General features: G+C 47.7%; 7 protein-coding genes. 4 read left to right on the top strand and 3 right to left on the bottom strand.

From position 1 onward, the window contains the following. Positions 1-1269, top strand: a complete 1269-nt coding sequence (locus GCWU000325_RS01700) for a replication-associated recombination protein A (RefSeq protein WP_006254229.1) — start codon at positions 1-3, stop codon at positions 1267-1269. Positions 1270-1409: 140 nt separating this feature from the next. On the opposite strand, the gene GCWU000325_RS01695 is transcribed toward GCWU000325_RS01700, so the two are convergent. After that, on the bottom strand, positions 1410-3566 hold the full coding sequence (locus tag GCWU000325_RS01695; RefSeq protein ID WP_006254228.1) for an elongation factor G: 2157 nt from the start codon (positions 3564-3566) through the stop codon (positions 1410-1412). A gap of 336 nt (positions 3567-3902) precedes the next feature. Then, entirely contained in the window at positions 3903-4076 is a 174-nt protein-coding gene (locus GCWU000325_RS11810; protein ID WP_154646548.1) for a hypothetical protein, read from the bottom strand. A gap of 358 nt (positions 4077-4434) precedes the next feature. Here GCWU000325_RS11810 and htpG point away from each other — a divergent pair, with 358 nt between their 5' ends. The 3 genes from htpG to gmd all read left to right on the top strand — a co-directional run bounded on the left by htpG (position 4435) and on the right by gmd (position 9925). Continuing rightward, the gene (htpG, locus tag GCWU000325_RS01690) at positions 4435-6492 is read left to right on the top strand and encodes a molecular chaperone HtpG (RefSeq protein WP_006254225.1); all 2058 of its coding nucleotides are present in this window, start codon (positions 4435-4437) and stop codon (positions 6490-6492) included. A gap of 291 nt (positions 6493-6783) precedes the next feature. After that, positions 6784-8541 carry a putative transporter gene (locus tag GCWU000325_RS01680; RefSeq protein WP_006254223.1) on the top strand — a complete coding sequence of 586 codons (1758 nt, stop codon included), beginning with the start codon at positions 6784-6786 and terminating at the stop codon, positions 8539-8541. 280 nt (positions 8542-8821) lie between these two features. Next, positions 8822-9925: a GDP-mannose 4,6-dehydratase gene (gene gmd, locus GCWU000325_RS01675; protein WP_040599133.1), complete on the top strand. Its 1104-nt coding sequence runs from the start codon at positions 8822-8824 to the stop codon at positions 9923-9925. Between the two features lie 110 nt (positions 9926-10035). Here the strand turns inward: gmd and GCWU000325_RS01670 are convergent, their stop codons facing one another. Then, positions 10036-11100, bottom strand: a complete 1065-nt coding sequence (locus GCWU000325_RS01670) for an esterase-like activity of phytase family protein (RefSeq protein ID WP_006254220.1) — start codon at positions 11098-11100, stop codon at positions 10036-10038. Positions 11101-12365 lie beyond the last annotated feature (1265 nt).

Raw genomic sequence — 12365 nt, 5'->3', positions numbered from 1 at the left:
ATGAAACCTTTAGCAGAGCGTTTGCGCCCGACGAGCTTAGATGATTATGTAGGCCAGCAGCATTTGGTTGGTCCCGGGGCCGTCTTGCGTAATATGATTGACGCGGGGCGGATCACGTCCTTCATTCTTTGGGGGCCGCCGGGTGTAGGAAAAACAACATTAGCGCGCATCGTTGCTACACAATTTAAAGCGCCTTTCTACACATTGTCTGCAGTTAATTCGGGCGTGAAGGATGTACGCGACGTCATTGAAAAGGCTGCAAAAAATAGATTCTTTTCCGATCAGAGTCCTATTCTTTTTATTGATGAAATTCATCGCTTTTCCAAGTCGCAACAAGACAGTTTGCTAGCCGCTGTGGAAAACGGCACGATTACTTTGATTGGTGCCACAACGGAGAATCCTTCTTTTGAGGTGATCAGGCCTTTGCTTTCGCGCTGTCAAGTGTATGTGCTGAACAGCCTGACAAAAGATGAACTGCTGCAATTGCTCCAACATGCGCTGACCACTGACGAACTATTAAAAGAGCAGCAGATAGAGCTGAAAGAAACAGATGCTTTGCTGCGTTATAGCGGCGGCGATGCGCGGAAGTTGCTAAATATCCTCGATTTGGTCACGCAGGCGGCCTCGGAAGGTCCGATTGTTATCGACAATTCCCTTGTTACGGCTCGCTTGCAGCAGCATCCGGCCCATTACGACAAAGGTGGAGAGATGCATTACGACATTATTTCAGCCTTTATCAAGAGTTTGCGCGGAAGCGATCCCGATGCTGCACTTTACTGGTTGGCGCGGATGATCGAAGGAGGTGAAGATCCGAAATTTATAGCCCGTCGTTTAGTGATTAGCGCTGCCGAAGATATAGGCTTGGCCAATCCTAATGCTCTCCTACTTGCCAATGCCGCTTTTGACGCTGTTGCAAAAATTGGCTGGCCTGAAGCTCGCATCCCCCTTGCTGAAGCTACCGTCTATTTAGCCAATAGTCCGAAGAGCAATAGTGCATATTTAGCTATCGATGCCGCTTTGGAGCGTGTTCGTGAGACGGGCGATCTGCCCGTACCCTTGCACTTGCGAAATGCACCGACAAAGTTGCTCAAAGATTTGGGCTACGCTGATGGCTACTGCTACCCTCATGATTATCCCGGCAACTTTGCCGCGCAGCAGTATCTTCCTGATGTGTTGCAGAATGAAGGCTTTTGGCATCCCTGTGACAATCCTGTCGAAGCCAAGCAGCGCGAACGCTTGAACCGTCTATGGGGTGAGCGCCAGTGGTAATGGATTGAGTGTAGTTTAGCATGAATGTTGTGCTCATATCATAAATATAAAAACGAAAGGAAGCCAACCTTGAGGGGTTGGCTTCCTTATTATATATCGCAATGTCCGAGCTATGTGTAGCTTTGTGCAGACTAAGCGTCTTAATTCTCCTCTTGTGCAGCGGCGAACTCTTCGGTGAGCTTCTTTTGGAGTTCACCCGGCATCAATTCGTAGCTGGCAAATTTCATGATGAAGCCGGCTCTACCTCCCGTCAGCGAACTTAGCGTCGTGGAGTATGTGCTTAGCTCATTCAAAGGTACTTTTGCCTGCAACTTCTCGTAGCCGTTTTCGCTACTCATTCCGACAATCATACCGCGACGGCCTTGTAAATCGCTCATTACGTCGCCCATCTTATCCGCCGGCGTGAATACTTCAACGTCGTAGATAGGTTCGAGCAGTTTGGGGTTCGCATTTTTGAAAGCCATGCTGAAAGCATTGCGTCCTGCGAGCATAAACGACAACTCGTTAGAGTCGACCGGGTGCATCTTACCATCGTAAACGATGACGCGCACGTCGCGAGCATAAGAACCCGTCAGCGGTCCTTGCTCCATACGGCTCATAATACCTTTCAAAATAGCAGGCATAAAGCGCGCATCTATCGCGCCGCCGACAACAGAATTGATAAAAACGAGTTTTCCGCCCCATTCGAGAGGAATTTCCTCCTTATTGCGCACATTAACGCGAATTTCCTGTCCGTCAAACTTGTAAACCGTAGGATCCGGCATCCCATCGCTGTACGGCTCGACAATTAAATGCACTTCGCCAAATTGACCTGCACCGCCACTCTGCTTCTTGTGGCGATAGTCAGCTCGAGCTGCTTTCGTGATCGTCTCGCGATAAGGAATCTTCGGCTCGATAAATTCTACCGCAATCTTATCATTGTTTTCCAAGCGCCATTTTAGCGTGCGCAAGTGGAACTCACCTTGTCCGTGCACCAAGGTTTGGCGCAACTCCTTGCTCTGTTCTATCACCCAAGTTGGGTCTTCCTGTCGCATACGCGTCAGCGCTGCCATCATTTTCTCCGTGTCCGCCTCGTTAACGGCCTTAATTGCCCGCGTGTACTTCGGCTCCGGATACTTAATCCAGTTGAAACGATAATCGCAATCTTTATCATTGAGCGTATTTCCCGTGCGCACATCTTTCAGTTTGACCGTACAGCCAATGTCTCCGGCCACGAGTTCTTCCACCTTTTCGCGGTTTGCGCCCGACGCCACAAAGAGTTGCGCCATACGCTCCTTAGAGCCGCGGTCAGCATTTGAAAGATCATCGCCTTCGCGCACCTTTCCGCTCATCACCTTAAAGTATTGCACCTCTCCGATATGCGGTTCGATGCCCGTTTTGAAGAAATAGAGACTCGTAGGCCCATCAGCGTCTACCGGCACTTCTTCGCCGCGCGTACAATGCACGGGAGGCATTTCATCAACAAAGGGAACGACGTTGCCAAGAAACTCCATCAAGCGGCCAACGCCCATATTCTTTGAAGCACATACGCAGAAGATGGGGAAGATAGAGCGCGTGACCATACCCTTGCGTATACCTTCGCGCATCTCGTCCTCCGTCAAATGTTCCTCCTCAAAGAATTTTTCCATCAGTGCCTCATCGTTTTCCGCCGCAGCTTCGACGAGCGCTTTGTGGAGTTCCATAGCGCGCTCCTGCTCCTCAGCAGGAATATCCTCGATCGTAGGTCGTCCGCCTTCCGGTCCCCACGTCAGTTTTTTCATCAAGATCACGTCGATCACCGAGTTGAAATCCGGACCCGTCTTGACGGGATATTGCACAGGAATGGCCTTTGCGCCGTAAATCGTTTGCAGTTGTTCGATGATATTGTTGTAATCACATTTCTCATCATCCAGTTGGTTCACGAGGAAGATCACCGGTTTGTTGAGTTTCTCCGTATAACGGAAGTGGTTTTGCGTGCCCACTTCCGGCCCGTATTGACCATTGATCAGCAACAAGGCCGTATCCGTCACGTTAAGTGCTGTTAGTGCCGCTCCGACAAAATCGTCTGAACCCGGGCAGTCGATAATGTTTAGCTTCTTTTCGTTCCATTCTACGTGAAACACGGTAGAAAAGACTGAATAGCCATAATCCTGCTCAACGGGAAAATAATCGCTGACGGTATTTTTCATTGTGATGCGACCGCGTCGCGCAATCTGGCCGCTTTCAAAGAGCAGCGCTTCAGTCAGCGTCGTTTTGCCGGAGCCATCATTGCCCAAGAGCGCAATGTTCTTAATGTTGTGTGTGCCGTAAACTTTCATGTATTAATCGGGTTTGTTATTTGTTAATGTGATTAATATGTTTTCGTGACGCTCTTACAAGCGTTCGAGGCGCAAAGTACAAATTTGTTTTGTAAACGACAAACAAATAGAGCGATATTTTACTTGTTTCATCCCACTTTTCTGCGCTGCCAAGATCTTGCAACCCGTTTCGACCTCCCCTTGTTGGCAGGCGGAGGCAGTCTTGGCTGTCTTTGTGATGCTTTATGTCGGAAAAAGGGCGAAAAGGACTGTAATCTGCCGGCGTTGTGTCGTTGCCGGACGCGTGCTTATTGTCTTTTTGTCGATGAAGGCTTTTTGCCCCTTCCCGACGGTTTTTTATCGCTCCTGTCGGATCAAGTTCCCATCTCTCTTTGATTGATGTTTGTGAAACTTCCACGGGCATACGCTTTGCTTTGCTCCGGCTGTTTCATTGTTTGCTGCCGCCAAACCATTGTTTGCTCCCACCAAACCATCGTTTGCTGCCGCCAAACTATCGTTTGCTCCCACCAAACGAAAAAAACTTTGTCGGGCGCGAGACAATTATTTGTCTTCCGGCGTAAAAGATCAGATGTGCGGCATACGATTTCCTTATCTCGCCGCTCACGCTTCCTTACGCCTTTGAGCAGTCTAAGGCATCGCGAACGGCAAAAGGGTGGGGGAGGAGTAAAAGGCCTGCATTTGTCACTTCATTGGCAAGCGGACTATAATAATGAATAGACATAGGAGACCACCGCTAAGCCGAGCGCGAGTTCAGAAAAGGATTATAGCTTGCGAAATCTTCACTTTCTTCAAAATAAACCGACATCGTGGGCCTGCTTGGCACTCTCTTTGCATACTAATATGGACAATAACAATAAACAGATAAATCATGCAAAAGGGAAATATTGGGATAACGACGGAGAACATCTTTCCCGTCATCAAAAAATTCTTGTATTCTGATCACGAAATCTTCCTTCGTGAGGTCGTATCTAATGCAGTAGATGCCACGCAAAAGTTGAAGACCCTCGCTATGCGCGGCGAATATAAGGAGGATTTAGGAGATCTTACGGTGCAAATCAAGATCGACGAGGCCGCAGGTACGCTGACGATCAGCGATCGCGGTATCGGAATGACGGCTGAAGAAGTTGACCGCTATATTAACCAAATAGCTTTCTCGGGAGCCAATGAGTTTTTAGAGAAATATAAAGACGACGCCAACGCTATTATAGGCCATTTCGGCCTCGGCTTCTATTCTACGTTTATGGTTTCCAAAGAAGTGGAAATTGTGACCAAAAGTTATAAGGCCGATAGCAAAGCTGTGCGCTGGACTTGCGACGGTACGCCCGCCTTTACGATGGAAGAGGTTGACAAAGCAGAGCGCGGAACGGACATTATTCTTCACATCGACGACGACTGTAAGGAGTTTCTACAAAAGAATACGGTGCTTGGGCTCCTGCGTAAATACTGCCGCTTCCTGCCGATACCCGTAGCGATGGGGAAAAAGACGGAATGGAAAGACGGAAAGGAAGTAGAAACCGAAGCGCCTAACATCATCAACGATACGAACCCGCTTTGGATGCGCCAACCCAGTACGTTGAAGAATGAAGACTATACGAAGTTTTACCGCGACTTGTATCCGATGATGGACGAACCGCTCTTCTGGATTCATCTTAACGTTGACTACCCCTTCCATCTGACCGGTGTACTCTATTTTCCGCGCTTGAAGAGCAATGTCGACATCCGTCAGAACAAAATCCAGCTGTATTGCAACCAAGTTTACGTCACGGATGAGGTGGAAAACATCGTTCCTGAGTTTTTAACGCTGCTTCATGGCGTAATCGACTCACCTGATATTCCGCTGAACGTAAGTAGAAGTTATCTGCAAAGCGATGCGAACGTGAAGAAGATATCCGGCTATATTATGAAGAAGGTTTCGGATCGTCTGCAAAGCATCTTCAAGGAAGATCGCAAGACTTTCGAGGAGAAATGGGACGACTTGAAACTCTTTATTAACTATGGTATGCTCAGCGAGCAGGATTTCTTTGATCGTGCCAAGACTTATGCCTTGCTGAAAGACGTCGGCGGGAAATATTATACCTTTGAAGAGTATAAGCAACTCATCGCTGCTGAGCAGACAGACAAAGATGGTAACCTCGTTTACCTCTATGCCAACAGCAAAGAGGAGCAATATGCTTACATACAAGCGGCCGAGGCAAAGGGCTACAGCGTCTTGCTGCTCGATGGCCAACTCGATACGCCGCTCGTGCAGATGCTGGAGCAGAAATTTGAGAAGTCGCGCTTCGTCCGTGTAGACAGTGACGCTGCAGATCGCCTGATTCCCAAGGCGGAAGCAGCTCAAAGCAGTTTGACGCAAGTAGAAAGCGATAACCTTTCTGAGACTTTCAAGGCCGGTTTCCCGAAGTTGAGCGGCGCAGAGTTTATGGTTGAGGTCGCTTCGATGGGCGAAAAGGCTGCGCCTGTGCTCATTACGCAGAGCGAATATATGCGGCGTATGAAAGACGTTGCACGCTTGCAGCCCGGAATGGGATTCTATGGTCAAATGCCGGATATGTATAGCGTCATTCTCAACGCTGACCACCGCTTAATCAAGACTGTGCTGGCTGATATGACGGCCGCCGTGAGCGAACGCTTGCAGCCCGTGGACAACGAAATGAACGGCCTCAACGCCCGCCGCGCTGCCCTCGAACAGCAGCAAAAAGACAAGAAGCCGGATGAGATTACGCAGGAGCAGCGCGATGAGTTGACGAAGTGTAATGCCGACATCGAAAGGCAACGCTCCGTCAGACGCGAGATCTTGGGCGAATATGCGAAGTCCGATTCCGTCATTGCGCAATTGATAGACTTGGCTTTATTGCAAAACGGCTTGCTCAAGGGAGAGGCTTTGAGTAACTTCCTGCAACGCTCGGTGGATATGATCAAAAAATAAGCAGTCACACATTATTATATATAGGCAGCCGCAGGCGGAGTTCCCGTTTGCGGCTGTCGCGTTTTGTAGGTAAGCCAACAGTCTTGCGCCGTGATCCGCTGCCGTCGCCCCTTTTGCGTTTTTTGTATCGGTTGTTGCCTTTTGTCTTATTTACCTGGTCTGTTTTAAGTGCTTTTTTGGGCTTATTGCTTTGCAAAATGAAACGCTTTACATACTTTTGCAGCAATTTTAGGTCAGAGCCGCTATACGGCAGCTCGTGTTTAAGAAACCTTTTAACCTCAATAAATAACAATGGAGTGGATTGTTGATATCCTAATGAAGCCCTTCGGCCCCGCCCATTTGGCCATCATCTTTGCGTTGGTGATTTGGCTCGGCATTAAGTTGGGTAAAATGAAAATCGGCGGCGTTTCGCTTGGCGTTACGTTCGTCTTGTTTGTCGGCATTTTGGTTGGCCATCTCTACAATGTCTTTGTCGTTGAACCCAATGCAACGACTGAAGGCTTTTCCGAAATGATGCACCAGCAAAAACTCATCATTAACTTCGTCAAAGAGTTGGGCCTTATCCTCTTTGTCTACTGCATTGGTTTGCAAGTAGGGCCTGGTTTCTTTGCAACGTTCCGCAAAGGTGGACTCGGTATGAACATATTGGCAATAGCTACGGTATTGCTTGACGTTTTGGTGATGCTCGGCCTCTTCTTTATCGTGTTTTATGAAGGCGGAGACCCGCAAAATAAGAACAATTTGGCGATGATGACCGGCGTAATGTACGGTGCCGTTACCAATACGCCGGGTTTGGGTGCTGCAACTAACGTTTTGCCCTCTTTCTTCCCGGCTGATGCTATTCCGCAAATCGGAAACGGCTATGCGTGTGCTTATCCTTTGGGCGTTGTGGGTATTATCGGTGCGACGATTCTTTTACGTTTCCTCTGCCACATCAACTTGGATGAGGAGTATCGCGAAATAGAGCAGGCGCACGAGAGCGATCCGCAGGCAAAACCCGAACACGTTACGCTGCAGATTACCAATAAGTCGATCGAAGGGCGTACCATTCAAGAATTGGCCGGCTTCCTGAAGCGCGATTTCGTATGTACGCGCTGCATTGAAGGAGATCAGATGTTTATTCCGAAAGAGGATCAAGTTTTGCACGTAGGTATGCGCCTCTATCTCGTGTGTCCGGAAGCAGATACAGCTGCTATTACGGCCTTTATCGGCGATCGGATCGATATTGATTGGACGAAAGAAATTGAGCAAACCCAGTTTGTTTCTCGCCGCTTAGTCGTTACGAAGCACGAAGTCGAAGGAAAGACTTTCCAAGATTTACACTTCCGCACGCTTTATGGCGTGAATGTGACCCGCGTAACGCGTGCCGGTATGGAATTTTTCGCAGAAAAGAACTTCCGCCTGCAAATGGGTGACCGCATTCTCGTAACCGGCGCCGAAGAAAACGTTAATCGTTTGAAAGAAGTGATTGGCGACGCCGTAAAACGCTTGGATCACCCGAACGTAGGTGCTTTGTTCTTGGGTATTCTCATTGGTTGCCTTGTCGGAATGATTCCTATTCCTATTCCGGGCGTCAGTGTTCCTGTAAAATTAGGCTTGGCCGGTGGTCCGCTCGTCGTAGCTATTCTGATTGGCGCCTTTGGTTATAAGTTTAAGATCTCGTCTTATCTGACGACCAGTGCCAACTTAATGTTGCGCGAAGTGGGGCTTGTGCTCTTCTTAGCCGGTGTCGGCGTTCAGGCGGGCGCTACTTTCTGGGAAACTGTAAAGAACGGCGGTCTCACTTATGTTTGGGCAGGTTTCTTGATTACCGTTATTCCTATTATCATTGTAGGACTCATAGGTCGCCTCAAGTTAAAGCTCAACTACTTTACGTTGATGGGTATGATCGCAGGTTCGCATACGGACCCTCCTGCTTTGGCTTTTGCAAACCAAACGGCTAACAATGATGCGCCGGCTATCGGTTATTCGTCTGTTTATCCTTTGACGATGTTCCTGCGTATCTTGATGGCCCAACTCGTCTTGTTGCTTGTCATCCCCTTAGTATAGCATAGTCTATAAACGTTCGCATCCCTTGTGATGCAGAGATTATCATAACTTTCCCTCATCCTTATATATAAGGGTGGGGGAAAGCCGTTTAATGCCTAAGCTGCTCTTAAAGAGAATAGATTTCAAAAGAAGCATTATACTTGGAAAAGAGCGAAAAGTTTCGACAGATAAGTGCCGACAGGAACCCTTTCTGCATAAAATACATAGCTCAAAATAACTTTACCCTCTAAAGAATGCTTATTTTTGCATGTTTAATCAAGGTATAAACAACGATTACGATATGAAAAAAACAGCTTTGATCACAGGTATTACGGGGCAAGATGGCTCCTTTCTTGCCGAATTTTTGATCAGCAAAGGATATGAAGTGCACGGCGTGCTGCGTCGTTCCTCTTCTTTCAACACAGGACGTATAGAACATCTTTATTTAGACGAATGGGTTAGGGATATGAAGAAGAGCAGATTGATCAATCTGCATTGGGGAGATATGACCGACTCGAGTTCAATCCTGCGTATCCTCCAGACTATACAGCCCGATGAAATCTACAACTTAGCCGCACAAAGCCACGTTAAGGTCAGCTTTGACGTGTCCGAGTATACGGCCGAGACTGACGCCGTGGGTGTTCTCCGTTTACTTGAAGCGATACGCATTTTGGGTATGGAGAAGAAGACCCGCCTTTATCAAGCCAGTACATCCGAACTGTATGGAAAGGTGCAAGAAGTGCCGCAGCGAGAGACAACGCCCTTCTATCCTCGCTCTCCCTACGGCGTGGCCAAACAATATGGTTTTTGGATTGTCAAAAACTATCGCGAGAGTTATGGCATGTATGCCGTTAATGGTATCCTCTTCAATCACGAAAGCGAGCGTCGCGGCGAAACCTTCGTTACGCGCAAGATTACGCTGGCTGTAGCACGCATTAAGCAAGGCCTGCAAGATAAGTTGTATCTCGGTAATATGAATGCGCGGCGCGACTGGGGCTATGCGAAAGATTATGTCGAATGTATGTGGCTGATGCTGCAACACAAACAGCCCGAAGACTTTGTCATCGCCACAGGCGAATACCATACCGTACGCGAGTTTGTCACCTTAGCCTTCGTAGAAGTTGGCATTACCATTGATTGGCAAGGCGAAGGTATCGAAGAGAAAGGCATCGAGCGCGGCACGGGGCGTGTTCTCATCGAAGTAGATCCTAAATATTTCCGCCCCGCAGAGGTTGAGGAGTTGCTTGGCGATCCGACGAAGGCGCGCACCGAACTGGGATGGAATCCGCAGAAGACGAGCTTCAAAGAATTGATACGCATTATGGTCGAGCACGATATGCAGTTCGTCAAAAAGATCCATCTCAAAGAACTCATCGCGCGTGGTGATGTTCGGATTGAGGAATAAAGACTAAGCCGCAGCAACGCAATATCGTTTCGCGCGCCAACTTATACAAAGAAGTCATTGCCGGCCGCTTTTCCGAGCAATGACTTCTTCGTTTTTCTGTATAAAGCCTTTTAATCAAAAGAGATGGCCACCACTTTCAGATAATCTTTCAAGCGATAAGGCCCTTCGCCGGCCGAAGCCTGACTATCGTTAATCAAGAGGAGCGTTTGCCGCCCATCTTGCAGTTTTGCGCCCAAACACATACCTTCATAATTGGCATAATCAAGTTTCCAAGGCATAATGCGCGTCTTAAAGGTCAGCAACAACCGCTTGGGTAGAAAATAAGTTTCGGGCAGCTTCTCCATATTTTGTTGCTCACTGATAGGCAATACCTGCACAGGGTTAACCAAATAAAGTTTGATGATCGCCTCCCCGCCCACGTAGGCCTTCGGAATATTCAGTTCGCGCTCCATCACAATCAGTCGACCATCATCGAGCGCACACAAAGCCGGAACGCCCATAGCATAATAACGCCCAAAGCCTTGTTGGCGTCCTGCATCCATCTTGTAAGCATATTGCGCTCCGGCTTGCAGATCATCGTTAAAGGATTGCAAGCGCAAGCGATTAACCGTGCCGGGATGATTCGGACTCGCCGTCGCCCCATCCGCACGCAGCGTATTTTCGGTAGTCGTCCAAAACTTATGCGTCTTGGGGTTATACGTCAAGGCTTCAAAGCCCCCGTTCGTTACAATCTTCGATGCAGAAAAAATCGCCGGAATGTCCAGTTGCTTACCGGTTGGCACGCCGTTCATATCATATTCCAATACTTTCTGATCCCCTTCGCCACTGATAAAGAGCGTCTTACTTGAAGGCCTGTAAGCGATGCCTTCGCAATCTCTAAGACTATTGCCATCACCATCTGTGGCGGGATGCGGATTTCCCTTAAATCCCTCCAGCGAAACGCTGCTTATCTCGCCGCTCTGCGGATCTTGGTAAATATGAAAAAGGAAAAAGCCATCGCGCGGCTCTTTATCGCTCACTACGGCATAGCGCGTATCGTCAATCTTTGTAATGCCACTGAAATTAGCCGTGCCAATGCTCCATTGCTTTAAGGCTTGCTGATCCAAACCTATCGCCGTCTGTGCAGAAGTAGCTAAACCGGCAAGGGAAAGAAGTAGAAAAAGGTATTGTTTCATAAACTATACAACTGCTGGATAGCTTGTTTATTGTATAATCTGCAGTGTAAGTGTGCTATTGTTGCTCATTTATCGTGCAGAATGCCTGGCAAACTTGCCTTCAGCATAAATGAAGATGCAAGGAAACCAAATATCGCACCACTTGAAAGTATGTCTTGGTTAATGCCCATAGATAAAACATAAGTCAGCCCCAACATCTAAGCACATTCTGTGGCTTTTCGTTCGTTTTCTCCATAGGCTTTACCTGCAAACTTATTCAGTAATTGTGCCCATCCCGTCAACTTTTTTCTCTTATCAGTACCCCCTCAAAATTAGCTTAGGAGCAAATGAAAATTGTCTTATAAGAAAAGAAAAATTGTCCTATAAGTGTGTTTTAATTCTCTCCTAAGACAATTTTCATTTTCACCTAAGAAAGTTTTTGCGCTCTTAGTAGAGTTGATTTTCAATGTGTTATTGGGCTTTAATTTTCGTGCTTAGCCGGCATGTCCCGCCTATCTCACTTTTTTCACTGTAAACATTTTTCATATCTATCCTATAAGCTGTGCAACAGATATAATGGGGAGTAAGGATAAATGTTGTAAGCCTCGCGTCAACGCTGCCCCGGATTGCAGGAATAATGCCAGGCCCTAAGGTTCGCTCTCTCAAAACAGACCCATTCATATACGCGGAGTAGTTGAAAGACCAACCCTTAGGGGTTGCCTCTTGCGGCATATTTTGGCAGGGATGTCGCTTTGCTCCAACGCCTGCCCTGCCAAAAGACCAAGCCTAAGGGCTTGCGTTGTGGGTATGAGCTGTGCTGGTTTTGATCTTTCAGTATAATCTGCCGGCTATATGCGGAGTAGTTGAAAGACCAACCCTAAGGAGTTGCCGTTTGCGGGTATGTTTTGGCAGGGTTGTCGCTTTGCTCCAACGCCTGCCCTGCCAAAAGGCCAAGCCTAAGGGCTTGTGTTGAGCGAAAGGGTTTTGCCGCTTGGGATAGAATCGCGTTTAAGTCAAGGGTTTATATGTAACTAATGTTTTCTTATATAAAAGTACATATAAAATCCGAAAAACGTAAAAATGTAGCGATAACGTTATCAATCAAAGACTTAAAAGGGCTTTTGGTAGCAGCGTAATGCCAACCGTGTACGGTCTTTATGCCAAACAGTGACAGCGTTCCGTCTCCTATTCGTAACCCCTGCAAGGGGGATGATAGAAGGTGGAAAATCAAGGAAATTCGCTCTGAAATAGGCTGTTAGGCTGAAAATTCCCATCCTTCGGTTTCT

This window comes from Alloprevotella tannerae ATCC 51259 (genome assembly GCF_000159995.1).
Classification (GTDB): Bacteria; Bacteroidota; Bacteroidia; order Bacteroidales; family Bacteroidaceae; genus Alloprevotella; species Alloprevotella tannerae.
This window is presented reverse-complemented; position numbering and strand designations above follow the sequence as displayed.

Excerpts from the sequence above, each read along its gene's own strand:
- GCWU000325_RS01680 (WP_006254223.1), top strand. The coding sequence starts at position 6,784 with ATGGAGTGGATTGTTGATATCCTAATGAAGCCCTTCGGCCCCGCCCAT.
- GCWU000325_RS01700 (WP_006254229.1), top strand. The coding sequence starts at position 1 with ATGAAACCTTTAGCAGAGCGTTTGCGCCCGACGAGCTTAGATGATTAT.
- GCWU000325_RS01670 (WP_006254220.1), bottom strand. The coding sequence starts at position 11,100 with ATGAAACAATACCTTTTTCTACTTCTTTCCCTTGCCGGTTTAGCTACT.
- gmd (WP_040599133.1), top strand. The coding sequence starts at position 8,822 with ATGAAAAAAACAGCTTTGATCACAGGTATTACGGGGCAAGATGGCTCC.
- GCWU000325_RS01695 (WP_006254228.1), bottom strand. The coding sequence starts at position 3,566 with ATGAAAGTTTACGGCACACACAACATTAAGAACATTGCGCTCTTGGGC.
- htpG (WP_006254225.1), top strand. The coding sequence starts at position 4,435 with ATGCAAAAGGGAAATATTGGGATAACGACGGAGAACATCTTTCCCGTC.